Origin of the sequence: Chitinophaga parva (genome assembly GCF_003071345.1) — a bacterium.
Classification (GTDB): domain Bacteria; phylum Bacteroidota; class Bacteroidia; order Chitinophagales; family Chitinophagaceae; genus Chitinophaga; species Chitinophaga parva.
Genome location: NZ_QCYK01000002.1, coordinates 173494 through 199947, shown reverse-complemented (window position 1 = coordinate 199947; position 26454 = coordinate 173494). Strand labels below are relative to the sequence as shown.

The 26454-nt window shown below is 50.2% G+C and carries 35 protein-coding genes; 4 read left to right on the top strand and 31 right to left on the bottom strand.

Features of this window, described 5'->3' with window-relative positions; translation table 11 throughout:
- Positions 1–6: 6 nt before the first annotated feature.
- The 31 genes from DCC81_RS11090 to fusA all read right to left on the bottom strand — a co-directional run bounded on the left by DCC81_RS11090 (position 7) and on the right by fusA (position 20421).
- Positions 7–1005: a DNA-directed RNA polymerase subunit alpha gene (locus DCC81_RS11090; RefSeq protein WP_108686700.1), complete on the bottom strand. Its 999-nt coding sequence runs from the start codon at positions 1003–1005 to the stop codon at positions 7–9.
- Between the two features lie 120 nt (positions 1006–1125).
- On the bottom strand, positions 1126–1731 hold the full coding sequence (rpsD, locus tag DCC81_RS11085) for a 30S ribosomal protein S4 (RefSeq protein WP_108686699.1): 606 nt from the start codon (positions 1729–1731) through the stop codon (positions 1126–1128).
- 156 nt (positions 1732–1887) lie between these two features.
- The gene (gene rpsK / locus DCC81_RS11080) at positions 1888–2286 is read right to left on the bottom strand and encodes a 30S ribosomal protein S11 (protein WP_089708944.1); all 399 of its coding nucleotides are present in this window, start codon (positions 2284–2286) and stop codon (positions 1888–1890) included.
- A gap of 114 nt (positions 2287–2400) precedes the next feature.
- Complete coding sequence (gene rpsM, locus DCC81_RS11075) at positions 2401–2781, bottom strand: 30S ribosomal protein S13 (RefSeq protein ID WP_108686698.1); 381 nt, start codon at positions 2779–2781, stop codon at positions 2401–2403.
- Positions 2782–2877: 96 nt separating this feature from the next.
- Entirely contained in the window at positions 2878–2994 is a 117-nt protein-coding gene (rpmJ, locus tag DCC81_RS11070) for a 50S ribosomal protein L36 (protein ID WP_073083232.1), read from the bottom strand.
- A gap of 67 nt (positions 2995–3061) precedes the next feature.
- The gene (infA, locus tag DCC81_RS11065; protein ID WP_012789309.1) at positions 3062–3280 is read right to left on the bottom strand and encodes a translation initiation factor IF-1; all 219 of its coding nucleotides are present in this window, start codon (positions 3278–3280) and stop codon (positions 3062–3064) included.
- A 162-nt stretch (positions 3281–3442) separates the two neighbouring features.
- Complete coding sequence (map, locus tag DCC81_RS11060) at positions 3443–4243, bottom strand: type I methionyl aminopeptidase (protein ID WP_108686697.1); 801 nt, start codon at positions 4241–4243, stop codon at positions 3443–3445.
- Positions 4244–4392: 149 nt separating this feature from the next.
- Entirely contained in the window at positions 4393–5748 is a 1356-nt protein-coding gene (gene secY, locus DCC81_RS11055) for a preprotein translocase subunit SecY (RefSeq protein WP_108686696.1), read from the bottom strand.
- An 80-nt stretch (positions 5749–5828) separates the two neighbouring features.
- On the bottom strand, positions 5829–6275 hold the full coding sequence (gene rplO, locus DCC81_RS11050) for a 50S ribosomal protein L15 (protein WP_108686695.1): 447 nt from the start codon (positions 6273–6275) through the stop codon (positions 5829–5831).
- Between the two features lie 109 nt (positions 6276–6384).
- Positions 6385–6570, bottom strand: a complete 186-nt coding sequence (rpmD, locus tag DCC81_RS11045; protein WP_108686694.1) for a 50S ribosomal protein L30 — start codon at positions 6568–6570, stop codon at positions 6385–6387.
- Positions 6571–6649: 79 nt separating this feature from the next.
- Positions 6650–7168: a 30S ribosomal protein S5 gene (gene rpsE, locus DCC81_RS11040; protein ID WP_108686693.1), complete on the bottom strand. Its 519-nt coding sequence runs from the start codon at positions 7166–7168 to the stop codon at positions 6650–6652.
- Between the two features lie 93 nt (positions 7169–7261).
- Positions 7262–7615: a 50S ribosomal protein L18 gene (gene rplR / locus DCC81_RS11035; RefSeq protein ID WP_205686316.1), complete on the bottom strand. Its 354-nt coding sequence runs from the start codon at positions 7613–7615 to the stop codon at positions 7262–7264.
- Positions 7616–7726: 111 nt separating this feature from the next.
- Entirely contained in the window at positions 7727–8281 is a 555-nt protein-coding gene (gene rplF / locus DCC81_RS11030) for a 50S ribosomal protein L6 (protein ID WP_108686691.1), read from the bottom strand.
- Between the two features lie 97 nt (positions 8282–8378).
- A complete protein-coding gene (rpsH, locus tag DCC81_RS11025; RefSeq protein ID WP_108686690.1) occupies positions 8379–8777 on the bottom strand; it encodes a 30S ribosomal protein S8 in 399 nt (132 codons plus the stop codon).
- Positions 8778–8891: 114 nt separating this feature from the next.
- Positions 8892–9161, bottom strand: coding sequence for a 30S ribosomal protein S14 (rpsN, locus tag DCC81_RS11020; RefSeq protein WP_108686689.1), 270 nt, complete (start codon positions 9159–9161; stop codon positions 8892–8894).
- Between the two features lie 79 nt (positions 9162–9240).
- Positions 9241–9816: a 50S ribosomal protein L5 gene (gene rplE, locus DCC81_RS11015; RefSeq protein WP_108686688.1), complete on the bottom strand. Its 576-nt coding sequence runs from the start codon at positions 9814–9816 to the stop codon at positions 9241–9243.
- A complete protein-coding gene (gene rplX / locus DCC81_RS11010; RefSeq protein WP_108688220.1) occupies positions 9816–10154 on the bottom strand; it encodes a 50S ribosomal protein L24 in 339 nt (112 codons plus the stop codon). Before rplX ends, rplE begins: the two co-directional genes overlap by 1 nt.
- 169 nt (positions 10155–10323) lie before the next feature.
- Positions 10324–10692, bottom strand: a complete 369-nt coding sequence (rplN, locus tag DCC81_RS11005) for a 50S ribosomal protein L14 (protein ID WP_108686687.1) — start codon at positions 10690–10692, stop codon at positions 10324–10326.
- A 71-nt stretch (positions 10693–10763) separates the two neighbouring features.
- Positions 10764–11024, bottom strand: a complete 261-nt coding sequence (gene rpsQ, locus DCC81_RS11000; protein ID WP_108686686.1) for a 30S ribosomal protein S17 — start codon at positions 11022–11024, stop codon at positions 10764–10766.
- Between the two features lie 90 nt (positions 11025–11114).
- A complete protein-coding gene (gene rpmC, locus DCC81_RS10995; RefSeq protein WP_108686685.1) occupies positions 11115–11315 on the bottom strand; it encodes a 50S ribosomal protein L29 in 201 nt (66 codons plus the stop codon).
- 66 nt (positions 11316–11381) lie between these two features.
- Positions 11382–11801: a 50S ribosomal protein L16 gene (rplP, locus tag DCC81_RS10990; RefSeq protein WP_108686684.1), complete on the bottom strand. Its 420-nt coding sequence runs from the start codon at positions 11799–11801 to the stop codon at positions 11382–11384.
- 69 nt (positions 11802–11870) lie between these two features.
- Positions 11871–12668: a 30S ribosomal protein S3 gene (gene rpsC, locus DCC81_RS10985; RefSeq protein WP_108686683.1), complete on the bottom strand. Its 798-nt coding sequence runs from the start codon at positions 12666–12668 to the stop codon at positions 11871–11873.
- Positions 12669–12724: 56 nt separating this feature from the next.
- Positions 12725–13069, bottom strand: a complete 345-nt coding sequence (gene rplV, locus DCC81_RS10980) for a 50S ribosomal protein L22 (protein ID WP_108686682.1) — start codon at positions 13067–13069, stop codon at positions 12725–12727.
- A 55-nt stretch (positions 13070–13124) separates the two neighbouring features.
- Positions 13125–13391 (bottom strand): 30S ribosomal protein S19, encoded by a 267-nt coding sequence (gene rpsS / locus DCC81_RS10975; protein WP_108686681.1) that lies wholly within the window; start codon positions 13389–13391, stop codon positions 13125–13127.
- A gap of 99 nt (positions 13392–13490) precedes the next feature.
- Positions 13491–14318, bottom strand: a complete 828-nt coding sequence (gene rplB, locus DCC81_RS10970; RefSeq protein ID WP_108686680.1) for a 50S ribosomal protein L2 — start codon at positions 14316–14318, stop codon at positions 13491–13493.
- A 95-nt stretch (positions 14319–14413) separates the two neighbouring features.
- A complete protein-coding gene (gene rplW / locus DCC81_RS10965) occupies positions 14414–14713 on the bottom strand; it encodes a 50S ribosomal protein L23 (protein ID WP_108686679.1) in 300 nt (99 codons plus the stop codon).
- An 83-nt stretch (positions 14714–14796) separates the two neighbouring features.
- Positions 14797–15435, bottom strand: a complete 639-nt coding sequence (gene rplD / locus DCC81_RS10960; protein WP_108686678.1) for a 50S ribosomal protein L4 — start codon at positions 15433–15435, stop codon at positions 14797–14799.
- 1 nt (position 15436) lies between these two features.
- Complete coding sequence (gene rplC, locus DCC81_RS10955) at positions 15437–16054, bottom strand: 50S ribosomal protein L3 (protein WP_108686677.1); 618 nt, start codon at positions 16052–16054, stop codon at positions 15437–15439.
- 219 nt (positions 16055–16273) lie between these two features.
- A complete protein-coding gene (gene rpsJ / locus DCC81_RS10950) occupies positions 16274–16579 on the bottom strand; it encodes a 30S ribosomal protein S10 (RefSeq protein WP_012789286.1) in 306 nt (101 codons plus the stop codon).
- A gap of 654 nt (positions 16580–17233) precedes the next feature.
- A complete protein-coding gene (locus tag DCC81_RS10945; RefSeq protein ID WP_205686315.1) occupies positions 17234–17851 on the bottom strand; it encodes an outer membrane beta-barrel protein in 618 nt (205 codons plus the stop codon).
- Between the two features lie 425 nt (positions 17852–18276).
- On the bottom strand, positions 18277–20421 hold the full coding sequence (gene fusA / locus DCC81_RS10940; RefSeq protein ID WP_205686314.1) for an elongation factor G: 2145 nt from the start codon (positions 20419–20421) through the stop codon (positions 18277–18279).
- Between the two features lie 638 nt (positions 20422–21059).
- Here fusA and DCC81_RS10935 point away from each other — a divergent pair.
- From DCC81_RS10935 to DCC81_RS25945, 4 genes are read left to right on the top strand one after another with little or no spacing between them, the layout of a single operon-like run.
- Positions 21060–21572 carry a T9SS type A sorting domain-containing protein gene (locus DCC81_RS10935; RefSeq protein WP_108686676.1) on the top strand — a complete coding sequence of 171 codons (513 nt, stop codon included), beginning with the start codon at positions 21060–21062 and terminating at the stop codon, positions 21570–21572.
- Positions 21573–21606: 34 nt separating this feature from the next.
- Positions 21607–22800 carry a type IX secretion system outer membrane channel protein PorV gene (porV, locus tag DCC81_RS10930; RefSeq protein WP_240612966.1) on the top strand — a complete coding sequence of 398 codons (1194 nt, stop codon included), beginning with the start codon at positions 21607–21609 and terminating at the stop codon, positions 22798–22800.
- 49 nt (positions 22801–22849) lie between these two features.
- A complete protein-coding gene (locus tag DCC81_RS10925; RefSeq protein WP_108686674.1) occupies positions 22850–23293 on the top strand; it encodes a hypothetical protein in 444 nt (147 codons plus the stop codon).
- Positions 23294–23313: 20 nt separating this feature from the next.
- Entirely contained in the window at positions 23314–26436 is a 3123-nt protein-coding gene (locus tag DCC81_RS25945; RefSeq protein WP_108686673.1) for a hypothetical protein, read from the top strand.
- Positions 26437–26454: the final 18 nt, after the last annotated feature.

The following is a 26454-nucleotide window of genomic DNA, read 5'->3' as shown; positions in this document are numbered from 1 at the left end:
CATAAACTATTCTTCTTCCAGCTTCAGTTTGGACAGGTCCATACCGAAGTGCAGGCCTCTTTCATTGAGCACCTGTTCGATTTCGCTGAGGGATTTCTGACCGAAGTTGCGGAACTTCATCAGTTCTTCCTGTTCGTACTGTACCAGTTCGCTCAGGGAGTTGATCTTGGCGGCTTTCAGGCAGTTGAAGGCGCGTACGCTCAGGTCCAGGTCTTCCAGCGGAGTTTTCAGGATCTTGCGCAGCTGCAGGGTCTGTTCGTCCACTACATCTTCCTTCTCGGTATCCTTGGTATCGAAGCTGATGTTCTCATCGGTGATGATCATCAGGTGTTGGATCAGGATACGGGAAGCCTGTTTTACTGCTTCTTCCGGGTGGATGGTGCCATCAGTGATAACATCCATGATCAGCTTCTCGTAGTCGGTCTTCTGTTCCACACGGGTGTTCTCAATGCTGTACTTTACGTTCTTGATAGGCGTAAATACAGAGTCGATCGCGATGTAACCGAAAACGGCGTCTTTCGGACGGTTTTCTTCTGCGGGTACATAACCACGGCCACGGCTGATGGTCAGTTCAATGTCTAGTTTCGCGGAAGGATCGAGGGTGCAGATCAGCAGTTCAGGGTTCATTACCTGGAAAGTGCTGGTTGCTTTTTCGATCATATCAGCGCGGAACTCGGTCTTACCTTTGATGGAAAGCTGGATCTTCTCGTTCTGCTGAACGTCTGCATCCGTGATCTTCTTGAAGCGAACCTGTTTCAGGTTCAGGATGATCTCGGTCACGTCTTCGGTAACACCTTTCAGGGTAGCGAATTCGTGGTCAGCTCCTTCAATCTTTATTCCCACAATGGCATAGCCTTCCAGAGAAGACAGCAATACGCGGCGCAATGCGTTACCGATTGTCACACCATACCCTGGCTCTAAAGGACGGAATTCGAATTGGGCTTCAAAGTCGGTTGACTTCTGCAATACGATCTTATCAGGCTTCTGGAAATTTAAAATTGCCATTGATATGATAGTTTTTGAGTGATTATTGATTTGCTACTATAATGACTTATTGGCCACCCGCCACAGGCCTGTGTTAAATACCACAGGCCTGTAGCAAATGACCAATAAATTATCGTCAGATTATTTAGAGTACAACTCTACGATCAGTTGTTCCTTGATGTTCTCGGGAACTGCTTCACGCTCCGGATAGGAAATGAAGATACCTTTCAGTTCTTTCTCATTCCAATCCAGCCAGCTGAACTTCGGATTCTTACCACGGATAACGCTGGTCAGGGCAGTATTGTTTGCAGTTTTACCTTTCAGGGAGATCACGTCACCGGGTTTCAGCTGGTAAGACGGGGTATTTACTACCGCGCCATTTACTGTAACATGCTTGTGAGACACCAGCTGACGGGCAGCAGGACGGCTCGGAGCGATACCCATGCGGAATACGGTGTTGTCCAGGCGCGCTTCCAGCAATTTGATCAATACTTCACCGGTTACACCTTTACGACGGTTTGCTTCGTCAAACAGGTTGCGGAATTGCTTTTCCAGCAAACCATAGGTGTACTTTGCTTTCTGTTTCTCTCTTAGCTGCAGGGCGTATTCACCGAGCTGTTTACGCTTACGGGTAGCACCGTGCTGACCGGGAGGGTTGCTGTTCTTACCTAAATACTTGCCATTACCGAGAATGGGCTCACCGAAGATTCTGGAGATCTTGGTCTTGGGACCTGTATACCTTGCCATGTTTAAATTTGAATAGATTTTTTAGTGATGATGCACGCTCTTCAAAAAATCTGTAAAACCTGATCGTGCACCCGTTTTGAAATATACAAAATTACAGTTTCCAATACCCAATTTATTTTAAAAACCAGGTACTGGAAACCGAATAATATCCGAAAACTATACGCGACGTTTCTTGGGAGGACGGCAGCCATTGTGCGGCAGGGGCGTAACGTCCTTGATCAGGGTTACTTCGATACCGGAACCTGCGATGGCACGGATCGCGCTTTCGCGGCCGGCACCGGGGCCTTTTACAAATACGTCTGCTCTTTTCAGACCAGCGTCAATGGCAACTTTAGCGGCATCGCTGGCGGCCAGCTGTGCAGCGTAGGGCGTGTTCTTCTTGGAACCCTTGAAACCCATTTTACCGGCAGAAGACCAGGAGATAACCTGACCCTGTTTATTGGTGATGCTTACAATGATGTTATTGAAGCTAGCTGAGATATGTACATCTCCGTAGTTGTCAACCTTAACAACTCTTTTTTTAGCAGGAGCTTTGCTGTTATTTGCTTTTGCCATAATACTTTTAAATTCCAAAATATGAAATTCCAAATCCCGAAAACCGTTCGTTCAACGCATGAAATCCCGGATTTGGAACAAGGGATCTCAGACCTTTGAAATACTATTTGACTACTATTTCTTGGTGGCCTTCTTCTTACCTGCAACGGTCTTACGTTTACCTTTGCGGGTGCGGCTGTTTGTACGGGTACGCTGACCTCTTACCGGCAGACCTTTCCTGTGACGGAGGCCACGGTAGCAGGCAATATCCAGCAGACGCTTGATATTCATCTGTACCTCAGAACGCAACTGACCTTCTACCTTGAATTCAGCATTGATGATGTTACGGATCGCAGCCTGGTCCTCATCGTTCCAGTCCTTTACCTTTTTGTTCACATCAATGCCTGCTTTACCCAGGATGTACTTGGCAGTGCTGCTGCCAATACCGAAGATATAGGTGAGGCCAATTTCCCCTCTTTTATTTTTAGGAAGATCTATACCGGCTATACGTGCCATATTGCTATTTTAGATTTATTATATTTAAAGCTCCCCGGAAGTCAGAAGATCTTTGCGACAAACCTGTGCTGCTTCCGAATTCCGCTTTTTCAGTTATTATCCCTGGCGTTGTTTAAAACGGGGATTTTTCTTGTTGATTACCAAGAGAACGCCTTTTCTGCGAACGATTTTGCAATCAGCGCTTCTTTTCTTAATTGCAGCTCTTACCTTCATGGGTGATTATTTTAAAATGTTGTTTGTTTTATTATAATGGAGCCTAATGAAGGCAGATCCAATGCTATTACTTATACCTGAAAATAATGCGGCCGCGGCTCAAATCGTAAGGGCTCATTTCCACCCCCACTTTGTCGCCCGGCAAAATACGGATGTAGTGCATCCTCATTTTTCCAGAAATGGTGGCCAGGATTTCATGCCCGTTTTCCAGCTTCACGCGGAACATCGCGTTAGACAAGGCTTCGAGAATAATTCCATCCTGTTTGATCAATGCCTGTTTTGCCATAAAAATTTTTAGGACTGCAAAGATAGCGAATAACTTTGTATTTAGAAAAATTTCCTGAAATAATTCTATCCCAGCGCACCTTTCCGGCCAAAACGGGTTAAAAACCTACTGTTTCCGCCCCTTTCCGGCCACTACCCTACCGTTATCGCAGGCCAATATTGACTAGTTCAGGACCGCCAGTGCCGGATTGGCCCGCTCTGCCGCCTCAATTCCCGTGAAGGACGACAGGATATCTGGCTTGCCCTTCCCTACCGCTATGTTGTGCTCAAAGTGAGCGGAAGCCTTCCCGTCGCGGGTTACTACCGTCCAGCCATCTTCGCTGTATTCCACATCCTTTTTGCCCAGGTTGATCATCGGCTCAATGGCGATCACCAGCCCCTCTTTCATCACGGGGCCACTGCCGCGCTTACCATAGTTGGGCACCTGCGGGTCTTCATGCAGGTTCCTGCCCAGGCCATGGCCTACCAGCTCGCGAACCACGCCATAGCCACGTTCTTTCTCGGTATATTCCTGGATGGCATAGGCAATATCCCCAATACGGTTACCTACCACCGCCTTTTCAATGCCCTTGTACAGGGAGGTCTTGGTGGCCGCCAGCAGCTTCAGGATGTAGTCCTGGGCGCCGGCCATAGCAAAGGTATAGGCGCTGTCGCCATGGTAGCCGTTGAGCAATACGCCCACGTCTACCGATACCACATCCCCTTCCTTGATCACGTAGGCACCGGGAATGCCGTGCACCACGGCCTCGTTCACAGAAATGCAGCTATTTTTAGGAAATCCCTGGTAATTTAAAAAAGAGGGGATGGCACCGTTATCCCGGATAAACTGGCCCACCAGCGTATCCACCTGGTCTGTCGTCATGCCCGGCTTCAGTTCCTTGGCCACCGCTTCAAGGGTGGCACTTACCAGCAATGCGCTTTTACGCATTATCTCTATTTCTTCTTTCGTCTTATAGTGGATCATAACTTATTGGCGCTTACGGTCCAGGATGGCTTCAGCCTGGAAGCCGCGGAGACCGTCTGGTCGTAAAAAAGAGCCACAAAGGTACGAAAAAGCACGCAGAGCGCCCAACTTACCTTTGTGGCTATATATTCCTTTACAAACCTGCTTTACTAGAAGCCCGCTACGGGATTGGTAGAGGTTCTGCCCTGGATGCGGCCGGTGCTCATCATACCGTCGTAGTGGCGCATGAGCAGCTGGCTTTCGATCTGCTGCAGGGTATCCAGAATAACACCCACCATGATCAACAGGGAGGTACCACCAAAGAAGGTGGCAAAGCTGGTGTTCATGGAAGTGGCGGCGGCCAGGCCGGGCAGGATACCGATAAATGCCAGGAAGAATGCACCCGGCAGGGTAATACGGTCCATTACGGCGCCAATGAAGTTGGCGGTAGGCTCACCGGGTTTTATACCGGGGATAAAACCATTATTACGTTTCATTTCATTCGCCATTTCGTTCGGGTTGAACATCAGGGCGGTGTAGAAGTAAGTGAATATTATTACCAGCAGTGCGTAGATCAGGTTATACCAGGGATTGGTATGGTCGCTGAATATGCGCATGAAACCGGAGGCGCTGTCGGAAGAGGAAGCAGCAAAACCGATCACGGTAGCGGGGATGAACATGATCGCCTGGGCGAAGATGATGGGCATAACGCCGGCGGCATTTACTTTCAGGGGGATGAACTGACGTACACCACCAAATTGTTTGTTGCCTACGATACGTTTTGCATAATTCACCGGAACACGGCGGGTACCCTGTACCAGCAGGATCATACCGATGGTGATGAATACGAATACGGTCAGTTCCACCAGGAATTTCAGCCAGCCACCGGGGCCTTCCGCGGAGCGGGTGGTGATTTCCTGCAGGACAGACTGCGGCAGACGGGCCAAAATGCCCACCATGATGATGATGGAAGTACCGTTGCCAATGCCTTTATCAGTGATCTTCTCGCCGAGCCACATCACGAAGAGGGTACCTGCGGTGAGTAATACAGTTGTGGTGATGATAAACAGGAGCGGGCTGTATTCGGCCAGCATAGCCGGGCCGAACTGCGTTCTAATATAGGCTACATACGCAAATGCCTGGGCGCCGGTTACGGCTACCGTGAGCAGGCGGGTGTACTGGTTGATCTTTTTACGGCCGCTTTCACCTTCTTTCTGGAGTTTCTGGAAATAAGGTACCGCGATGGTCAGCAGCTGGATGGCGATCGATGCAGAGATATAGGGCATGATACCCAGTGCAAAGATGGACGCACGGAGGAAGGAACCACCTGCAAACATGTTGAACAGGCCAAGGATACCTTTATTACCGGACTCGCTCAGTGCGTTGAGGGCATTTGGGTTAATCCCGGGCAGTGTGACATAGGAACCTGCGCGATAGATCAGGGTCAGGAGCAACGTGGTGAGAATGCGGTTACGCAGATCTTCTATACTCCAGATGTTCTTAATAGTTTCAATAAATTTCTTCACAGGAAGATAAAGGTTTAATAGCGCTATTAAAAGGCGAGAAGACGCACTACGGTTGTAGGCGTCTCCTTCTCGTAAATCTCTTAGATCAGTTCTACAGAACCACCGGCAGCTTCCACTGCAGCTTTGGCTTTTTCACTGATCGCGTTCACTTTCAAGGTCACTTTGCCTTTCAGCTCACCAGTTGCGAGGATCTTAACTTTCGCAGTCTTGTTGATGAGGCCGTTCATGTACAGCGATTCCAGGGTAAATTCTGTGAGACCGTATTTTTCTACCAGGTGATCGAGCTGCCCCAGGTTAAATACTTTGTATTCAGTACCATCGATGCTCTTGAAACCACGTTTCGGCAAACGGCGCTGAATGGGCATCTGGCCACCTTCATTACCTCTTTTGCTCTTGTAACCGGTGTTAGACTGTGCACCTTTGTTACCCTTGGTAGCGGTACCACCCTTGCCGGATGCTTCACCACGACCAAGACGTTTTGCTTTATGTACTGCGCCTTCAGCAGGCTTTAAATTATGCAGGTTCATTTGTTAATTTTTTTGACTTACGCGGAAATTACCCGCTCGCCTTGTTAAATCTAAAAATTTCTAATTTCTAATGTAAAAGTACACTTTCTGGGCAGAATCGGAAATTATCTTATCCTTTAACCTCTTCTACCTTTACCAGATGGTCTACCGCGCGCACCATACCCAGTACCTGGGGAGTTGCTTCTACTTCTACAGAGCGGTTCAGCTTAGTCAGGCCCAGTGCTTTCAGGGTCAGCTTCTGCTTTTCCGGACGGTCGATACCACTTTTTACCTGGGTAACTTTGATCTTTGCCATTGTATAATATTTGGTATTAGTCAGCCAGCTTGCCCAAGATACAAATTTGTACTGCAGGGCAATGTCAACCGCCTAAAAATTATCCGTTAAATACTTTCTTCAGGGAAACGCTTCTGGTTTTAGCCACACCGATAGGTTCGCGGAGCAGACCCAGGGCTTTGAAAGTAGCTTTTACCACGTTGTGCGGGTTTGCAGAACCCAGGGACTTAGCCAGTACGTCGGTGATACCGGCGCTTTCCAGTACGGCGCGCATAGAACCACCAGCAATTACGCCAGTACCATGAGCAGCGGGTTTGATCAGTACTTTAGCAGCACCTTCTTTTGCCAGCTGGTCGTGGGGAATAGTACCGTGCATTACGGGAACCTTGATCAGGTTCTTCTTGGCGTCATCGATACCTTTGGTGATAGCTTCCTGTACTTCTTTGGCTTTACCGAGGCCATGGCCTACTACGCCAGCTTCGTTACCTACTACTACCAGGGCAGAGAAAGAGAACGTACGTCCGCCTTTGGTGGTTTTGGTAACCCTGTTGATAGCCACAACCTTTTCCTTCAGTTCCAGGTCGCCGGCTTTGATTTTATTGAATGAATTCTGTGCCATTTTTACAATTATGCTTTAGAATTACCCGGCCAGTTTGCCCTGGCGGGATTTTTAGATTTAAGATTAATATCAGCGTGTAATTCTAAAACGAAATTAGAATTGCAGGCCACCTTCTCTCGCACCGTCTGCCAGGTTCTGTACACGGCCGTGGTAGAGATAACCATTTCTGTCAAAAACGCATTTGGTAACGCCCAGTGCAACAGCTTTTGCTGCTACGGCTGCACCTACCTGTTTTGCTTTTTCTGACTTGGTACCGGTGATGCCTTTCAGGGCCTTGTCACGGCTGGAGGCAGACGCAATGGTAGCGCCATTGGTATCGTCGATCAGCTGCGCGTAGATGTCGCTATTGCTGCGGAATACGGACAAACGGGGAGCCGTGGGAGTGCCGAAAACCTTCTTGCGGATGCGATAGCGGATCTTCTGTCTGTTGACAACTTTGTTGTTCATGATATTGTATTTATAGATCCCGATGCTGCCGGGAACTTCGTTAAATGAATGGGAAAAAGCGGTAGGAGCGTTTGCCGGAACCAGCCGGCAAACGATAGCCCCGCACTAATATTATTTACCAGCAGATTTACCGGCTTTCTTACGTACCACTTCATCGCTGTAGCGTACACCTTTACCTTTGTACGGTTCGGGTTTACGCAGGCTGCGCAGCTTAGCGGCTACCTGGCCCAGGAGCTGCTTATCGATGCTTTCCAGCATGATCTTCGGGTTAGCACCTTTTTCAGTTACGGTGTTCACCTTCAGTTCTTTGGGAACTTCGAAAACAATATTGTGAGAGTAACCCAGTGACAGGTCCAGCAGCTGGCCGGAGTGTGTGGCTTTGTAACCTACACCCACCAGTTCCAGTTGTTTGGTAAAGCCAGTGGTTACACCTTTTACCATGTTAGCGATCAGGGCGCGGTACAGACCGTGCAGGGCACGGTGACGGATCTGATCAGTGGGGCGGGTTACGTTGATGTGACCATCAACTATTTCCACCTTGATATCACGGTCAACTTCCCTTTTCAGCTCGCCTTTGGGACCTTTAACGGTTACTTCATTGGCAGCGGAAACAGTAACTGTAACACCGCTTTCCAGCTTGATAGGGCTTCTACCTATACGAGACATAACTTTAAACTTTAAAGTATTAGTATTTTGATTATCCGGGTTCCGTGTTCAGCGGCCGTATAGAGCGCTTAATTGTCGAAAGTCCGGGCAGATAATATTAGTAGATGGAGCAAACTACTTCGCCACCAACGTTCTGTGCTTTCGCTTCCTTGTCGGTCATCACGCCTTTTGAGGTAGAGATGATAGCGACGCCCAGACCATTCTTCACACGCTTAAAATCTTCGGGCTTAGCGTACTGACGCAGACCCGGACGGCTGATGCGATGTAATTCCTTGATTGCAGGCTCTTTAGTGGTGGGATCGTACTTCAACGCGATCTTGATAACACCTTGTTTGTTATCTTCTTCGAATTTGTACTTCAGGATATACCCTTTGTCGTACAGGATTTCGGTAATGCGTTTTTTCAGTTTAGAGGCAGGGATCTCAACGATGCGGTGAGTTGCCATCTGAGCGTTGCGGATTCTTGTTAAGAAGTCGGCAATTGGATCAGTAACCATTGTTTTGTAAAATTTGTCTGTTTACAATGCGATATCCAATCAATTATAGATAGGTATCAATAAAAAATGAACTTGTGAAAGTGCTGTAAGTCTCGCCACCAGGGCGGTCTGTGCTTACCAGCTAGCTTTACGAACGCCAGGGATCTTGCCTTCCAGGGCCAGGTCACGGAACATGTTACGGCAGATACCGAAATGTCTCATGTAACCTCTGGGACGACCGGAGAGCTGGCATCTGTTTTTCAGACGAACGGGAGATGCATTCTTGGGCAGTCTGTCCAAAGCGGCATAATCACCGGCTGCTTTCAGGGCAGCGCGTTTTTCTGCGAATTTGGCTACCAGGGCCTCTCTCTTTCTTTGTCTGGCTTTTACGGATTCTCTTGCCATAATGAGTGTTAGTTAAAAAGGGCAGTTTATAAAAATTCCAGCTTCCACCCTGTGGTCAGGTGTGGAAGCTGTCAAGGATTTATGCTTGTTCCTTACGGATGTTCTTGAACGGCAAGCCCAGTTCTTTCAGCAGTTCGTAGGCTTCTTCGTTGGTCTGGGCGGTGGTCACGAAAGTGATATCCATACCCGCGATCTTGGTCACCTTGTCGATGTCGATTTCCGGGAAGATGATCTGCTCGGTAACACCCAGGGTGTAGTTGCCACGGCCGTCGAAAGCTTTCTCGTTGATACCCTTGAAGTCACGTACGCGGGGCAGTGACACGGATACCAGGCGGTCCAGGAATTCGTACATGTTCACGCTACGCAGGGTAACGCGGGTGCCGATGGGCATATGTTTACGCAACTTAAAGTTGGAAATATCTTTCTTAGACAGGGTCGGAATGGCTTTCTGACCAGAGATACGGGTCATTTCGTCCACTGCAATGTCCACCAGTTTCTTGTCACCTACGGCACCGTTGATACCTTGGTTCAGACAGATTTTAACCAGGCGGGGAACCTGCATAACGCTCTTGTAGTTGAATTTTTTCATCAACGCAGCTACCACTTCATCTTTATATTTGGCAGCAAGTCTCGGAGTATATGTAGTGTTTGCCATTATTTAATTACCTCCCCTGATTTTTTAGCGATACGAACTAATTTACCGTTTTCACGCTTTCTGCTAACCTTAGTAGGTGCACCAGCCTTAGCGTCCCACAACATTACGTTGGAAATAGCGATCGGACCTTCCTGCTTTACAATACCGCCTTTGGTATTCTGTGCAGTAGGTTTGGTGTGCTTGGTGATGATATTCACGCCCTCAACGAGGATGCGTGCTTCCTGCGGCAGTACTTCCAGTACCTTGCGGGGTTTAGTTCTGTCCTTATCATCGCCAGCGATCACTACAACGAGGTCGCCTTTCTTCACGTTGAACTTAGGCTTGAATCTAGTTTTCATTACTTTTTTGTTTATAAACGCCAAGCGAAACGGTTGTTTCGCTTGATAAATGTTTTGTCTCGTTTTGGAAACGGGCTGCAAAAATACGTTATAAAGTCGAAAGTGCAAAGTGGAAGTTTCGGCCGGGGCCGCCATCCACTTTGCCTTTAGCTACTTTATTACCGTTTTATTACAGTACCTCAGGTGCGAGGGAGATAATTTTCATATAGCCCTTGTCACGCAGCTCACGGGCAACCGGACCGAAAATACGGGTACCGCGCGGGTCATCTGAGTTATTCAGCAGCACAACGGCGTTATCATCGAAACGGATATAAGAACCGTCTTTACGACGTAATTTGTTTTTGGTTCTAACAATTACCGCCTTGGTAACCATCCCTTTCTTGGCGCCGCCGCCGGGGATAGCATCTTTTACGGTAACCACGATCTTATCGCCTACTTTGGCGTAGTCCTGGCCGGAGTTGCCCAGCACGCGGATGCACAATACTTCCTTGGCACCGCTGTTATCGGCTACACTCAGTCTGGTCTCTTGCTGTATCATCGTAATGAATTTGTTGTTTAGTCAGCGGCTGCAGCTACGGCAGCTGGCAGCTTGAAACAAGTTTGAAATAATTATTTTACTTTTTCGATCACCTCGATCAGGCGCCAGGACTTGTTTTTGCTCAAGGGGCGTGTTTCCATGATCTTAACGGTGTCACCAATGCTGCACTCGTTCTTTTCGTCGTGTGCCATGAACTTGGTGGTCTTTTTCAAGAACTTACCATAAATCGGGTGCTTTACTTTACGCTCAACGCTAACAGTGATGGTTTTATCCATCTTGTTGCTTGATACTACACCAACTCTGGTTTTTCTAACTTTTCTTTCGGTCGTCATTGTTGAAGTATTTTAACCTCTGAACCCTTGCGGGGAGTATTGTTATTTATAAACAGACCGGTGGGCCGGTCATGCTGCCGTCGGCAGGGATTATTTGCCCGTAGCTCTGCGGTGAAGCTCCGTTTTCAGGCGCGCAATATCCCTTCTCAGCAGGCGGATGCTCATCGGATTTTCGATCGGCGTGATAGCATGACCGAAGGACATTTTCTTCAGACGTACTGTTTCGTCCTGGATCTTGTCTTTCAAGTCCTGATCATTCAGGCTTTTCACGTCCAGCTTAGCTTGTGCCATTGTTTTCTGTTATTTTAGTTGTTGGATGTTTGGTTTGTGGCGGACCGTTGGTTATTCCTCAGCGGATTAAGCAACGAAATCGCGGCGGATCACAAATTTCACCTTGATCGGCAATTTCTGTGCGGCCAGTTCCATGGCTTCTTTTGCTACCTGCAGGGGTACACCGTCTGCTTCGAACAAAATACGGCCCGGTTTTACCACGGCAGCCCAGTGATCAGGCGCACCTTTACCTTTACCCATACGTACTTCCAACGGTTTGGCAGTGATAGGCTTGTCAGGGAAAATACGGATCCAGACATTACCCTCACGTTTCATATGACGGGTCAGCGCCACACGGGCAGCTTCAATTTGCCGGTCGGTGATCCACTTAGGTTCCATTGCTTTCAGACCGAAGGAGCCAAAGGCCAGCGTAGCGCCTCTTTTGGCATTGCCTCTGATGCGGCCTTTATGCATTTTCCTGTGTTTCGTCCTCTTGGGCTGTAACATGTTATATGTTATTAAAAGTTAATCTCAATTGGTTTGTCTCTTAAGATGGTTCGTTACGATACCTGCAGACTATCTGCGGCCACCGCCACGGTTGTCACCACCTCTTCTGTCACCGCCACGGCCACCGCCACGGTTGTTATCGCCCCTGTCGGAACGGCCGCCTTCACGACGGTGTTCACCACCACCGCGTACTTCACCTTCTTTACCGGAGAGCACGTTCGGGTTCAGGTCACGTTTGCCCAGTACTTCACCTTTACAGATCCATACCTTGATACCGATCTTACCGTAAACGGTCATGGCAAACAGGGAAGCGTAGTCGATATCCATACGGAAAGTATGCAAAGGCACACGACCGGATTTGATCTCTTCAGAGCGGGCAATTTCAGCACCACCCAGACGGCCGGAAGCCTTGATCTTGATACCTTCTGCACCCATTCTGAGCGCAGTAGCGATCGCCATTTTAATGGCGCGTTTATAGTTGATGCGGCTTTCGATCTGTTTAGCGATCGTTTCAGCCACGATATTAGCGTCGATCTCGGGACGGCGGATCTCCAGGATGTTGATCTGAACATCATCTTTGCCGGTGAGCTTCTTCAGCTCTTCCTTGATGCGATCAACCTCTCCACCACCTTTACCTATGATGATACCAGGTTTGGAAGTATGGATGGTGATAATCAGCTTACCGAGTGTTCTTTCGATCACTACTCTTGAAATGCCACCTTTGTTGATACGGGCATTCAGGTAAGTTCTGATTTTGTTATCTTCAATCAGTTTGGTAGCATAATCCTTTTTGCTGCCATACCAATTAGAGTCCCATCCTCTGATGATACCTAACCTGCTACCAATAGGATTTGTTTTCTGACCCATGTTCGGTTTATTTGTCTATGAGTTTGTAATATTTTGATTTCTTCTCTTTCCGTCGATTAAGCGCGGCTATCAACGATGATGGTTACGTGATTGCTTCTCTTACGAACGCGGTAACCTCTACCCTGGGGTGCAGGACGCATTCTCTTCAGCATGCGGCCACCATCAACGAAGATGGTCTTTACAACCAGGTTGGCATCTTCAACCCGTACGCCTTCGTTCTTAACTTTCCAGTTAGCAACGGCAGACAACAGCAGTTTTTCCAGCGGGGTGCTGGGGTGCTTAGGATGGAATTTCAAAACATTCAAAGCTTTTTCCACTTCCATACCACGGATCAGGTCTGCCAGCAGACGCATTTTACGGGGAGAAGTTGGATTATTATTAAGCTTAGCTACTGCTTCCATGTTTAATTAAGTTTCTTGTTGTTGTTAATTTAATTCCTGCAATCTGCAGCCATTACTACATTTTCTTAGCAGCGTGGCCTCTGAAGTTACGGGAAGGAGCAAATTCACCCAGTTTATGGCCTACCATGAACTCGGTTACATACACCGGGATAAATTTGTTGCCATTGTGCACTGCGAAAGTGTGGCCTACAAAATCCGGGGAGATAGTAGAACGGCGGCTCCAGGTCTTGATAACAGTACGCTTGCTACCTTCGTTCATTTTATCAACTTTATTCTGCAATTTCAGGTCTATGTAAGGACCTTTTTTAATGGAACGACCCATAGTGTTTATGTTTTATCCAGCTTCCAGCAATCGTTTTTATCTCGCTTTCTCTTCACTTATCCTCCGGCTACCGGAAACTGGATGCTGATGTTAGTTTAATTACTTGCCGCCTTTTTTGCTGAGGATCAGTTTGTTTGAGCTCTTGTTAGGTTTACGCGTTTTCAGGCCCTTCGCGTATTTACCAGTTCTGGAGCGCGGGTGACCACCGGAAGATTTACCTTCACCACCACCCATCGGGTGATCAACGGGGTTCATCGCAACACCACGGGTACGCGGACGGATACCTCTCCAACGGTTGGCACCAGCCTTACCGATGCTCTGCAGGGCGTGGTCAGAGTTAGAAACAGTACCTACAGTAGCCATGCAGGAGCTCAGCACTTTGCGCAGCTCACCGGAAGGCATTTTCAGTACGGCATACTTTTCTTCCTTGTTGGACAGCTGGGCGTAAGTACCGGCAGAACGGGCAATTGCACCGCCTTTACCAGGCTGCAGCTCAATGTTGTGAATCACAGTACCCAGGGGCATGTTCTTCATCAGCAGGGCGTTACCTACTTCAGGAGCTACGTTCTCACCGCTTACTACGGTGGCGCCTACCTGCAGGCCCTGGGGAGCCAGGATGTAGCGTTTTTCACCATCTGCATAGTTCAGCAGGGCGATAAATGCGCTACGGTTCGGATCGTATTCAACGCTCTTTACAGTAGCGGGAATGTCTTTCTTGTCGCGTTTGAAGTCGATGATACGGTAGTGTTTCTTATGACCGCCACCAATGTAGCGCATAGATCTTCTACCCTGTACGTTTCTACCACCGGTTCTCTTGATCGGTGCCAGCAGGCTTTTTTCAGGTTGATCCGTGGTCAGCTCTGCGTAAGCATTGCCAATTTTCCAACGGGTACCGGCTGTCATCGGTTTGTACTTTTTCAGTGCCATTGCTTCGAAAAAAGTTAATGTGTTTAATAAATTGTTTAACTCGATCTGTATATACAACCATCATGGCTGCCAGCTTGCGCTAACAGCCTTGGGCACTAAATGTTAGCATACAGATCTATGGATTCACCCGCTGCGAGGGTTACTACAGCTTTCTTGTAAGAAGGCTTTTTACCGGAAACAAAACCAGCTTTAGTGAAGCGATTCTTGGCTTTGCCGGGCATTACCGCAGTATTCACATCTGCTACGGTAACACCGTAAAATTCTTCAACTGCTTTCTTGATCTCCAGTTTGTTGGCTTTCTTGTCAACAATGAAGTAGAAGCGGTTAAATTTATCAGTGGCTTTGTTGACCTTTTCAGTCACCACCGGTTTGATAATTACATCAGAAGGTTTCATCTTGAATTGCCTTTGAGCCTTTGGCCTTGCGGCCGGCAGTTTAAGTTATTTGTTCTTTGCTGTACCGTTGCCGGTCATCGCTACTACGCTTCTACAGGTTCTTCTGTGAAGATCTTGGCAGCACTCTCGGTAAATACGATATAGTTGCTGTTCATGATGTCGTAAGTGTTGATGTCGCTCAGCATTGCGCCGCCTACAGACGGGATGTTGCGCAGGGACAGGTACAGGTTGTCGTTGTACTCCGGAGTCACTACCAGGGTCTTTTTAGCGCTGGCGGTGATGTTCAGGGCCTTCAACATGCTAACTACCTGCTTGGTCTTAGGCGTATCCAGTTTCACATCTTCAACGATGATGATGCTGTTTTCTGCAGCTTTTACAGACAGGGCAGAGATCTTAGCCAGATCCTTCACCTTCCTGTTCAGCTTAAAGCCATAACCATGCGGTTTCGGGCCGAAGATGGTACCACCACCTTTATAGAGCGGGTTACGGATGTTACCTTTACGGGCACCACCAGTACCTTTTTGTTTGTGCAGCTTGCGGGAAGCACCTTTCACTTCAGCACGGGTCTTCACCTTGTGCGTACCCTGGCGCTGAGCGGCCAGGAACTGCTTAACAGCCAGGTAGATCACGTGGTTGTTAGGTTCTACGCCAAAAATCTCTTCCGGCAGTTCAATCGTTCTTCCGGTTTTCTTACCTTCTATGTTTAAGATATCTAATTGCATATTACTTCAGGATTAAAACGGTTGAACCAATGTGGCCCGGAACGGAACCACTTACCAGGATATAATTCTTCTCAGGGAATACTTTCACTACTTTCAACCCTTTAACTTTCACACGTTCGTTACCGGTCTGGCCAGCCATACGCATACCCTTGAATACGCGGGAAGGATAAGAAGATCCACCCACGGAACCGGGAGCGCGGCTACGGTCATGCTGGCCGTGGGTAGCTTCACCCACACCGCTGAAACCATGGCGCTTAACAACACCCTGGAAGCCTTTACCCTTGGAGGTACCGACTACATCAATTTTTTCGCCTTCTGTGAAAATGTCTACTGTGATGGATTCGCCGAGAGCTTTCTGTACATCCGGGTTGCGGAACTCTCTTACAAAGCGCTTGGGGGAGGTGTTGGCTTTTGCGAAGTGATTCAGTTCGGCCTTGGTGGTGTTCTTTTCTTTCTTTTCACCAAATGCCACTTGGATAGCATTATAGCCATCCACTTCAGGTGTTTTTACCTGGGTTACTACGTTGGGACCTGCTTCGATGATGGTAACGGCGGTCTGTTTGCCATTAGCTTCGAAGATGCTGGTCATACCAATCTTTTTACCAATAATACCTTTCATTATATATGATTTTACCCAGCGCCTGGGGGTGTTCGTGCTTTCCCCAGGATAGGCGGTTTAAATACGTTATTGGGTGGCCGCCCGGAAGGCGCGACCGATGTCAGTTGTGATGCACAATAAACCGCTAAATGATACGGTGACCCCTATCATCGGAATACTGCGTGATTTTAATCATATGTATCATGCAACTGCGGGCCTTTTGCCCGCCTTGCCGAATCCTTATGCCTTAATCTCTACTTCTACACCTGAGGGCAGGTCCAGTTTGGACAGCGCATCCACAGTTCTGGATGAGGATGTGTAAATATCCAGCAAACGCTTGTGTGTGCACAGCTGAAACTGCTCGCGCGCTTTCTTGTTAACGTGCGGGGAGCGCAATACTGTAAAGATTTTCTTTTCAGTAGGCAACGGAATAGGACCAGTTACCACGGCACCCGTGTTACGCACGGTTTTAACGATCTTTTCAGCAGACTTATCTACCAGATTGTGATCGTAGGACTTCAGCTTGATTCTAATTCTCTGAGACATATGCAATGAACTTCTTCTTTTTGAACCCCTTACAATTTGGGAGGGCAAAGGTAATTAGATTTTTGATCTTCTACAAGAAAATCCCCGTCTTTTTTCAGGAATATTTACCGACAGGCCCGCAAAGGTAGGGCATTTCAGCCGATTTACCCACGCTTAATCCCTGTAAAAGAGATATTTACAAGCAATCTCTTACATAAAAAAAGCGCCAGGCAAAACCTGGCGCAAAAGTGAGTTGCATGGCCCGTTTCAGGCAAATCCAGACGCCCGAACGGAGCCCGGAGCCTTACAGGCCGCCCAGCAGTGACTGTAACAGGGACAGCAGGGTGTTCAGCAGTTGAGTGATCAAATCCATGACAAAGGGTTTTTCAGAATTAGGATGTGCCTACTCTTTTCTTTGGTTTTCGGCTTCCCCAAGATCGTTTTTGGCCAAAGATCGGGGCGAATGTAGGTGGGTTCCGGGAACCGGGCAACGGCCAGTTTGTTCATTCGTGAAAAGAAGGATACTTGCTGTTCAGTGAGTCAAAGTACGCAACGCTCTTGTCCCGCTGGACGGCCCTTACAGCGGATGAGCTTGCTTTGTGAAAAAGAAAAGCGGCCGCCCGTCATGGACAGGCGGCCGCTACAAAGCCGGACAGGACTGCTGAAGCCGTATAATTATCCCTTCCGGCGCATGTTAGACTTCTCCTCGTTAATGATCTGCTTGGCATGCCGGGTGGGCAGGTAGATCTGGAACCCCAGGTTCAGGCCTATCCGGTTCGTAGTCGTGGAATTACCAAAACCCACGGTGAGGTCGTATTTCAACAAGGTTTCCAGGGCCACATTGGGCGTGATAAAATAGGCCAGGCCCGGGCCAAACCCTATATTCAGGCCGTTGGTGGACGTACTGGCATCGGTGGTCTTGTCCTTCAGATTGGTACCCGCAAAGCCCACGTTGGCTTCCAGGAAGAAGCGGGCCCGCTGCGAAAACTCCAGTCTCTTATCGTCAAAGTAGTAACGGGCAAAGGGTGAAATACCGTAGTTGTAAGTATTGAAGGTCTTGGAAGTGGCAATAGACAGGTCTACTTCCGCACCCAATACAAAATTGTCCTGTATAAAATACCCCAGCTTGGGTGAAAGCCCCATATTAAACTGGTTATTCCCATTCTGGAAAGTGCCCGTGATATTCAACAGGTCTGCACCCCACATCAGGTTTCCTTTCTGGGTTTGCGCCTTTACAGAAGCAGCACCCAGCACTGCTGTTACCAACATAATCACATGAATAGTTTTTCTCATATTACTGTTTTTTGGTGTACATATTACATCTTGATTATCAGGTCATTGTATACAACTATCGCACCGGTTTTAAAGGAATGTTAAAACAGGCCGGGTGTGAAACAGCGCGGGAAAGATAAAAAGGACAGGAATTTTTGCAACCGGAAAGGCCGGGCTTATTGGAGAAATCCCCCGCCCGTACTCAACATGCGGGCCCAGGCAGGTATTGCATTACTAACAATGGAAAAAGAAGATGGTTCGGAAGAAGGGCCTGGAAATTATGGAAGTGTAAGGTGGAAAATGGGGCATTGCCGCCTCAGCCTCGGTAAAATAGGAAACAAAATGGTCAGTGGTCCAAACCATCCGCGTCCGCCGGGGGGCACATAAAACAAAAAGGTCCCGCCTTGCGGCAGGACCTTTTCTTTATGATATATGATAGTTGAAAACTATTCAGCTTTCTTACCCTTGTGCTTAGCGATCACTTCTTCAGTGATGTTGTTGGAAGCAGGGGCATAATGGGAGAACTCCATGATGGAGGTTGCACGGCCGGAGGACATAGAACGCAGGTCAGTTACATAACCAAACATTTCCTTCAGGGGAACTTTGGCTTTGATCACCTGTACGTTGTTACGGCTTTCCATACCTTCCAGCATACCACGACGACGGTTCAGGTCACCTGTTACGTCACCCATGTACTGGTCGGGGGTGCTTACTTCCACCTTCATGATGGGCTCCAGCAGGATGGCTTTCGCCTTGGGAGCTGCTTCACGGAAGGCAGAGCGGGCGCAAAGCTCGAAAGACATTGCGTCAGAGTCCACGTTGTGGAAAGAACCATCAAACAGGCGAACCTTCAGGGACTCAACCGGGAAACCGGCCAGCACACCGTTAGACAGGGACTGCTCGAAACCTTTCTGGATAGAAGGAATGAATTCTTTCGGGATAGCACCACCAAAGATGTCGTTGATGAACTGCAGGTTTTTGCCTTCGTTCTCCTTCAGCCATTCCGCATCAGCCGGGCCGATTTCCACCTTGATATCAGCGAATTTACCACGACCACCGGTCTGTTTTTTGTACACTTCACGGTGTTCAATGGTCTGTGTCAGCGCTTCTTTAAATGCCACCTGCGGAGCACCTTCGTTCACCTCTACCTTGAACTCGCGACGCATACGGTCTACGATGATTTCCAGGTGAAGCTCACCCATACCGCTCAATACGGTCTGGCCGGTTTCTTCGTCGGTTCTTACACGCAGGGTGGGATCTTCTTCCACCAGCTTGGCGATAGCCATACCCATTTTATCAACGTCTGCCTGAGTTTTAGGCTCAATGGCGATGTGGATCACGGGCTCGGGGAAGGTCATAGATTCCAGTACGATCGGGTGGTCCTCGTGGCAGAGGGTATCACCGGTCTTGATATCTTTAAACCCAACAGCAGCGCCGATATCACCTGCTTCGATGAAGTCGATGGGGTTCTGCTTGTTAGCGTGCATCTGCATGATACGGCTGATACGTTCGTTCTTACCGGTACGGGTGTTCAGTACATAAGAACCGGAATCCAGGCGGCCGGAATAAACGCGGAAGAACGCCAGGCGGCCTACGAACGGATCGGTTGCGATCTTGAACGCCAGGGCAGCGAAAGGTTCTTTTGCGTCGGGCTTGCGGGTCAGTTCTTCACCGGAGTCGGGATCGGTACCTACTACTGCGTCTACGTCCAGCGGAGAAGGCAGGTAGCGGCAAACGCCATCCAGCATTTTCTGTACACCCTTGTTCTTAAAGGAAGAACCGCACATCATGGGGATGATAGCCATGTCGATGGTGGCTTTGCGGATCGCCTCGTGGATCTCGTCTTCGGAGATAGAGTTGGGATCTTCAAAGAATTTCTCCATCAGTTTGTCGTCGTATTCAGCTACTGCTTCTACGAGCTTGGCACGCCATTCTTCGGCTTCAGCCTGCATGTCTGCGGGGATCTCAGTTTCCTGGTAAGTAGCACCCTTGGATGCTTCGTCCCAGATGATACCCTTCATGGTGATCAGGTCTACTACGCCTTTGAACGTATCTTCAGCACCGATGGGCAGCATCAGGGGTACGGGGTTTGCACCCAGCATTTCCCTTACCTGTTTTACCACGTTCAGGAAGTCTGCACCGGAACGGTCCATTTTATTTACGAAACCAATACGGGGAACCTTATAGCGGTTAGCCTGGCGCCAAACGGTTTCAGATTGCGGTTCTACGCCGGATACGGCGCAAAACAGCGCCACCAGACCATCCAGTACGCGCAGAGAACGCTCTACCTCCACGGTGAAGTCCACGTGGCCCGGAGTATCGATGATGTTGAATTTGTATTGTTTGGTGTTAGCGTTTGGCTGACCTTGTACGGTTGGGAAGTTCCAGAAACAGGTAGTTGCAGCAGAAGTGATGGTAATACCTCTTTCCTGTTCTTGAGCCATCCAGTCCATGGTAGCGGCACCTTCGTGTACCTCACCAATCTTGTGAGTCTTACCTGTGTAATACAGGATACGCTCAGTGGTCGTGGTCTTACCCGCATCGATGTGCGCAGCAATACCAATGTTTCTTTGAAATTTTAAGTCTGCCATAATTATGAGATGACTGTATACAATGCAATTTGGGGGGCAAAGGTAATCTATTTCCGGCAATAAATAAAACGTACCGGGTTTGTGAAAATGTTATTTCTTCTTTAACTAACTTTGGGGGTCAGCACGCCCCCTGCACTTTCAGTGTAATCTCCGGGCACTACCATTATTTTGTGAAATACGACCGGATTTTAAATTATTGGTACCAAATTTAAAATCGATCCCGCGCTTGAGAAAACATTTCTTCATTTTTGATGTTCAGATACATGTGCGTAGCGACCAGTGATAACCCATTCCCGGCAGCCAGGCGAATACACACCCGATTATACATTATATTTTTTCACCTATTGAATTGTATAGTTATGGCAAATTGCTACACTTCTTAATTACCCCGGTCATTCCCCGCCGGGATCACTAAATCACCTATCGCAAACAAGAGCAGTCCCCCAGGAAGGGCCCACCTGCATCATGCGCTGGCTATGCCAGGCCGCATGCCGCGGATGGAGCAGCTTCTTATTGCCCATAGGTACTGCAGATCGGTTATGTAGAAAACGGAACGCACCTACACCGCCCCCGGAAAGTGCAAAGAAGACCTGGAACATACTGTAACATCTCCCCTAAACACATTAATTATAATCCACATGAATCTAATCACTCGTGCAGGTATCTGCGCACTTATCATGGTGGTAGGCCTGGTGTCTGCTGCCAGGGCCCAGTTGATCCTGAACCGGCAGGTTACGGCTACCACCGGGGGCAGCGGCACCGTTGCCAACAATATACGGATACAATACACCATTGGCGAACCGGTAGTGACCATGATCACCGATGGGCGGGCGCTACTCACCCAGGGATTCCACCAGCCGGAAGAGTTGCCGCCGGCCAAACCCGGGGCCAGCGCGGTAAAAGATTACATCATCTTCCCCAATCCCGCAGCCACCGTCTTAAAGATCCAGCTGGACATGCTCTCCCAGAAGGATGTACAGCTAACCCTGCTCAATACTGCCGGCCAGGTCATGTATGTATCAGAACAGCCCCTGGGCGCCGGCCGGAACACCATCACCATCCCGGTCAACAAATTTGCCGCGGGCATTTACACCCTCCGGATCAAGGTGGGGGGCCTGGAGGTCTTCTACGAAAAAGTAATTATCCAGTAAATCATTCACTGCACCTCATCGCATAAAAAGTTTCATGATGCAAAAACATTTACTCCCCATTTTGCTGGCATGCACGCTCGCTGTTCCATCCCTGGGGATGGCGCAGAAGAACGATGAGCGGCCCCCCGCCGTGGGCGCCAGTTTCCTGCAGGTAAATCCAGATGCCCGCAGCGCCGCCACCGGCAATGCCCCCACCGGGCTTTCCCCTGATGTAAGCTCCCTGTGGTCCAATGCGGCCAAGATCGTATTTGCCGGCCCATGGGGCGTCAGCGCCAGTTACTCCCCCTGGATGTGGGAGATCAATAACAGCCAGTCCAATATGGCTAACGTAGCCGCCTATACGACGTTTGGCCCTGACCAGGCACAGGCCGTGGGCGTGTCCATGAAATATTTCAACTACGGCACCGTCACGTTTCGCGACGATAACGGCTCGGTGCTGCAGGACTACAATCCAAAGGAATACGCCATAGACGGCGCTTACGCCCGCAAGCTGGGGCGCAAAACTTCCCTGGCCATTTCCCTGCGCTACATCCGCAGTCAGCTGGGGCAGGGCAACTACAACAGCCTGCAGCAAAAGCCGGCATCCGCATTTGCCGGCGATGTAGGTTTTTACTATCAGAACTCCGCGGATAATATTGATTTCAATAACCGCTACTGCTTTGGCGTAAGCCTTACCAACATTGGCACCAAGCTCTCTTACACGGATGATAAGACCCGGAAAAGCTTCCTGCCCATCAACCTGCGGCTCGGCGGGGGCTACGCCTTTGTGAACACTTCCACTAACACCTTTACCATCACCGCGGAGATCAATAAACTGCTGGTACCCACCCCTCCTGTTTATGCACTGGATTCCAACGGGATGGTCACCAGCACTATCCTGAAAGGTAAAGACCCTGACCGGGGCGTGGTAGATGCCATCTTCTCCTCTTTTGGCGATGCCCCCGGAGGTTTCCAGGAAGAGCTGCGGGAATTCACGATCGGCGGCGGTATCGAGTATGCCTACAAACAGACGTTCTTCCTGCGGGCCGGCTATTTCTATGAGCATCCCAACAAAGGCTACCGGCAAAACTTTTCTACAGGCATAGGATTACGGTTTTCCAGGATAGGCCTGGACATGGCTTATCTCATCCCCACAGACCACCTGGTATATCAAAGAAAAATACTGCAGTTCACCCTGAGTTACGGCATTGGGAACAACAGCAATAATAACCTTCCCGGAGGGCAATAAACCCGGGCTATTTAACTGATCTGGTAACCTTTAAACCCCTTTTATTCATATGAAGTACTACACATTACTGGCCTTGTTCCTGGTACTGGGCATGAGCAGGAGCTTAGCACAAACGCAGGACGCGGAACCCAAACCGCCGGCCCCGAACCACAAAACGGAGTACACGGCATTAAAAGCAAAAGAAGCGAAACTCAATGCCATAGATCCCAACAGCAAACTGGATGCATCCGCTAAGCGGCAAAAGCTGCTGGGTGGTGCTCCTCCATCCTCCCTGAATGCCCGGAAAACAACCCCGGTATCCAAAATGGCGGCCGGCACGGGAAAGATACCGTCTGACATGAGCAGCACCGATGCTGAAAAGACACGTGCCAACAAGGTGGTTCCGAAATCCCCCGGTGAGCTGCCAGGCCTTGAACAGGAACGCGCAGGAACGCCTGCCACGCTTCCGGCACCGGCAGTTAAAACCAAAACTACCAGCATTCCCAAACATTAATCCCTTCAAGCGTCCGCTATATGAGACAAAAAATTATACTACTCACATTCCTGTTATTGGGCCTGGCATTCCTGGCCAAGGCACAGAACGGTCTTAAAACGATCAATTACCAGGCGGTGGCCCGCAACGCTAATGGCACGGTACTGTCTAATGAAGCCCTGCAGGTGCGCATCAGTATCCTGGGCGGCTCCGCCTCCGGCCCGGTGCAATACCAGGAAACACACGATGTAACCACTAACCAGCTGGGGCTTTTCACCCTGCTGATCGGCGGGGGCAGCCCCGTGAGCGGCACCATGGCCACAGTGCCCTGGGCCGATGCCAACCAATTTGTAAAAGTAGAAGTAGCGGTGGATGGCGGCAGCTTCCAGCAGCTGGGCACATCCCAGCTGGCCAGCGTACCCTTTGCACTGTATGCGGCCAATAGCCAGGCTGGTCCCGCCGGCCCGGCTGGCGCCCCCGGTGCAGCTGGTCCTGCTGGTCCGCAGGGGCCGCAAGGGCCCGCGGGGGCTACCGGGCCGGCCGGTGCCATGGGCCCTAAAGGCGACGCAGGCGTGCCCGGCCCGGCGGGTCCTACCGGACCTGCTGGTGCTGTTGGTCCTGTGGGCCCTGCCGGCCCGCAGGGCGCTAAAGGAGACGCCGGCGTACAAGGGCCCATGGGCCCGATGGGGCTTCCCGGAGCGGTAGGCCCTGCTGGTCCTGCTGGTCCACAGGGACCGGTTGGAGCCACAGGAGCAGTAGGCCCGACGGGCCCTGCCGGTGTTGCCGGTCCAGCAGGACCGGCGGGCCCCATTGGCCCGGTTGGACCTGCGGGTCCTATTGGCCCGGTTGGCCCGCAAGGCCCTGCAGGTCTTTCTACCGGCGCTGCCGGTGGCGACCTGAGTGGCAACTTCCCGAATCCTAAAGTGTCTGGCATCCAGGGCACGCCGGTGAGCGTTACCGTACCGACGGCCGGCCAGTTCCTCCAATTTGACGGCACTAACTGGAAACCAGCCCCCGGTGCAGGCGGCTTTTCGATCCCGTATGTAGATGATGTAAATAATGCCGGCACCCTCTTTTCCCTCACAAATGAAGGGGACGGCACGTCGATCGAGGGTATCAATAATACCACCACGTCCAGCATTGCGGCAGTAAGAGGCATTGTTAACTCAACGGCGCCCGGTGGTTTTTCCGCGGGTGTCCGGGGCATTAATAATGGCACGGGCGGTCTCGGCATTGGCGTCTATGGCTCCCAGGGCGGCAGTGGTTGGGGTATTTACGGCGTTACGCCTAATGGCCTAGGCGTTTACGGCAATGCCAGTGCAAATGGTACCGGTGTATATGCCAATAGCAATTCCGGTACCGGCCTTACCGCTACCAGCGTTAATGGCATGCCGGCTACTATCTCCATTTTCAATAATGCCAATAACAATAGCGTACTCACTGCCAATTCCGTGGGCAACGGTACGGTGGTAAATGTAAGCACCACGGGCAACGGGGCGGGTGTACTGAGCAGCACCACGGGTGGTTTCGGTGTACACGGCATCACTTCTACCCAAACCTCCGCGGGCATTGTAGGCGATAATAACGGCGGTGGTGAAGCAGTGGTGGGCAGAACCACCAGTGATATAGCCGGCGCCGTGGTAGGCCGCAACGACGGTGGAGGCTATGGTGTAAGAGGCTTTGTGGCTACCAATACAGCAGGTACCGGCATCGGGGTATATGGCCAGGTAGGCATCAACAACAGCACCGGCCGCGCCGGCAGGTTCGAGAACTTTAACGCCTCAAACACCACCGGCAATACCCTTGAGGTGGAAACCAACGGCAACGGTAACATCCCGGATAATACCCAGGGCAACGCGGCTTCCTTCCTGGTGAACAATACAAATAGTGTAGGCGCCGCCGTTAGGGGCGAAGTAAAGACCATCTTTGGCAACTTCGGCGCCGCCGGTATTTTCGGCGTGTCTTCCGGAACCGGCGGCTTTGCAGGCCTTTTCCATTCTTCCAATACCTCCGGCAACGGGCCGGCACTGGTAGCCATCCAGGATGGTAACGGGAATGCGATCACTGCCAATGCCAGCAAAAATGGTAATGCCGTGGAAGCTAATATCGATGGAGGGGGTAAGGCCGTTTACGGCTGGGTACCGAGTTTTGCTACCGGCCAGGCAGGCGATTTTGAAAATTTCAATGAAAACAACACCAATCCCGTCCTGTCTGCCAAGACAGTAGGCAATGGCACGGCCGCCCTGTTTACGGTGGACAACACCACAGGCACCTCTCCAGCCGTGCATGGCGTGGTAAACTCCATCTTTGCCAACTTTGGCACCGCCGGCGTCTTTGGTGAATCAACCGGTACGGGTGGTTATGCAGGATTGTTCTACTCCTCTAATGCCAGTGGCAATGGTCCAGCGGTGCTGGCATTGACGGAAGGCGGCGGGAACGGCATTACTGCCAACGCCGGCGGTACCGGCAATGGCGTGGAAGCCAGCAATGATGGTACAGGAAACGCCATTTATGGCTACACGCCCAACTTTGGCACTGGCAAAGCGGGGAGGTTCTCCAATTTCAACTCCGCCAATGGCCAGCCTACCATGCAGATCACCACTAATGGGACCGGCTCCGCCATCCTGGTGAACCACACAGGCGCCAGCGGCAACCTGGCTACTTTCCAGTCCGCGGGCTCCAACGTAGCCCGCATCGACAAGGCTGGCCGTGGCTTCTTCGACGGGGGCACCCAAAACAGCGGGGCGGACGTAGCGGAGGCATTTGACGCCAAAGGCGGCAAAGCTGCTTACGAACCCGGGGATGTATTGATCATTGATGTGAACAGTGACAGGAGTGTTGAAAAATCCAATGCCGCCTACTCCACGCTTGTTGCAGGTGTATATGCCACCAAACCTGGTGTAGTACTGACGGAAGGCGCTGCTGATGCGGACGTCATGGAAAGCGACCAGGTGCCCATGGGCGTTGTGGGCGTGATCCCCACGAAGGTTTGCGATGAAGGCGGTGCCATACACCGCGGCGATATCCTGGTAACAGCCAGCAAGGCGGGTTATGCCATGAAAGCAGACCCGGAGAAATTGAAACCGGGACAGGCTATTGGGAAGGCACTGGAGGAACTGGTGCGTGGAGAAGGGAAGATCAAAGTGCTGGTGAATGTGAAATAGGACAGGTTAATAACGGTA

Bases quoted from the DNA above. Each gene is read 5' to 3' on its own strand.
- rpsH (WP_108686690.1), bottom strand. From the start codon at position 8,777: ATGGTTACTGATCCAATTGCCGACTTCTTAACAAGAATCCGCAACGCT.
- rpsE (WP_108686693.1), bottom strand. From the start codon at position 7,168: ATGGCACAGAATTCATTCAATAAAATCAAAGCCGGCGACCTGGAACTG.
- rpsM (WP_108686698.1), bottom strand. From the start codon at position 2,781: ATGGCACGTATAGCCGGTATAGATCTTCCTAAAAATAAAAGAGGGGAA.
- DCC81_RS10935 (WP_108686676.1), top strand. From the start codon at position 21,060: ATGAATCTAATCACTCGTGCAGGTATCTGCGCACTTATCATGGTGGTA.
- rplW (WP_108686679.1), bottom strand. From the start codon at position 14,713: ATGAAACCTTCTGATGTAATTATCAAACCGGTGGTGACTGAAAAGGTC.
- rpmC (WP_108686685.1), bottom strand. From the start codon at position 11,315: ATGGCACAAGCTAAGCTGGACGTGAAAAGCCTGAATGATCAGGACTTG.
- DCC81_RS10925 (WP_108686674.1), top strand. From the start codon at position 22,850: ATGAAGTACTACACATTACTGGCCTTGTTCCTGGTACTGGGCATGAGC.
- rplX (WP_108688220.1), bottom strand. From the start codon at position 10,154: ATGAAAACTAGATTCAAGCCTAAGTTCAACGTGAAGAAAGGCGACCTC.
- rplC (WP_108686677.1), bottom strand. From the start codon at position 16,054: ATGAAAGGTATTATTGGTAAAAAGATTGGTATGACCAGCATCTTCGAA.
- map (WP_108686697.1), bottom strand. From the start codon at position 4,243: ATGATCCACTATAAGACGAAAGAAGAAATAGAGATAATGCGTAAAAGC.
- rpsQ (WP_108686686.1), bottom strand. From the start codon at position 11,024: ATGACGACCGAAAGAAAAGTTAGAAAAACCAGAGTTGGTGTAGTATCA.
- rpsJ (WP_012789286.1), bottom strand. From the start codon at position 16,579: ATGTCTCAGAGAATTAGAATCAAGCTGAAGTCCTACGATCACAATCTG.
- DCC81_RS10945 (WP_205686315.1), bottom strand. From the start codon at position 17,851: ATGAGAAAAACTATTCATGTGATTATGTTGGTAACAGCAGTGCTGGGT.
- rplV (WP_108686682.1), bottom strand. From the start codon at position 13,069: ATGGAAGCAGTAGCTAAGCTTAATAATAATCCAACTTCTCCCCGTAAA.
- rplE (WP_108686688.1), bottom strand. From the start codon at position 9,816: ATGGCAAACACTACATATACTCCGAGACTTGCTGCCAAATATAAAGAT.
- rplO (WP_108686695.1), bottom strand. From the start codon at position 6,275: ATGAACCTGCATAATTTAAAGCCTGCTGAAGGCGCAGTACATAAAGCA.
- rplB (WP_108686680.1), bottom strand. From the start codon at position 14,318: ATGGCACTGAAAAAGTACAAACCGATGACAGCCGGTACCCGTTGGAAA.
- rplD (WP_108686678.1), bottom strand. From the start codon at position 15,435: ATGCAATTAGATATCTTAAACATAGAAGGTAAGAAAACCGGAAGAACG.
- DCC81_RS25945 (WP_108686673.1), top strand. From the start codon at position 23,314: ATGAGACAAAAAATTATACTACTCACATTCCTGTTATTGGGCCTGGCA.
- rpsC (WP_108686683.1), bottom strand. From the start codon at position 12,668: ATGGGTCAGAAAACAAATCCTATTGGTAGCAGGTTAGGTATCATCAGA.
- porV (WP_240612966.1), top strand. From the start codon at position 21,607: ATGATGCAAAAACATTTACTCCCCATTTTGCTGGCATGCACGCTCGCT.
- DCC81_RS11090 (WP_108686700.1), bottom strand. From the start codon at position 1,005: ATGGCAATTTTAAATTTCCAGAAGCCTGATAAGATCGTATTGCAGAAG.
- rplN (WP_108686687.1), bottom strand. From the start codon at position 10,692: ATGATACAGCAAGAGACCAGACTGAGTGTAGCCGATAACAGCGGTGCC.
- fusA (WP_205686314.1), bottom strand. From the start codon at position 20,421: ATGGCAGACTTAAAATTTCAAAGAAACATTGGTATTGCTGCGCACATC.
- rplP (WP_108686684.1), bottom strand. From the start codon at position 11,801: ATGTTACAGCCCAAGAGGACGAAACACAGGAAAATGCATAAAGGCCGC.
- rpsK (WP_089708944.1), bottom strand. From the start codon at position 2,286: ATGGCAAAAGCAAATAACAGCAAAGCTCCTGCTAAAAAAAGAGTTGTT.
- rplR (WP_205686316.1), bottom strand. From the start codon at position 7,615: ATGAACAACAAAGTTGTCAACAGACAGAAGATCCGCTATCGCATCCGC.
- rplF (WP_108686691.1), bottom strand. From the start codon at position 8,281: ATGTCTCGTATAGGTAGAAGCCCTATCAAGCTGGAAAGCGGTGTTACA.
- rpsS (WP_108686681.1), bottom strand. From the start codon at position 13,391: ATGGGTCGTTCCATTAAAAAAGGTCCTTACATAGACCTGAAATTGCAG.
- rpsN (WP_108686689.1), bottom strand. From the start codon at position 9,161: ATGGCAAGAGAATCCGTAAAAGCCAGACAAAGAAAGAGAGAGGCCCTG.
- rpmJ (WP_073083232.1), bottom strand. From the start codon at position 2,994: ATGAAGGTAAGAGCTGCAATTAAGAAAAGAAGCGCTGATTGCAAAATC.
- infA (WP_012789309.1), bottom strand. From the start codon at position 3,280: ATGGCAAAACAGGCATTGATCAAACAGGATGGAATTATTCTCGAAGCC.
- rpsD (WP_108686699.1), bottom strand. From the start codon at position 1,731: ATGGCAAGGTATACAGGTCCCAAGACCAAGATCTCCAGAATCTTCGGT.
- rpmD (WP_108686694.1), bottom strand. From the start codon at position 6,570: ATGGCAAAGATCAAAGTTACCCAGGTAAAAAGTGGTATCGACCGTCCG.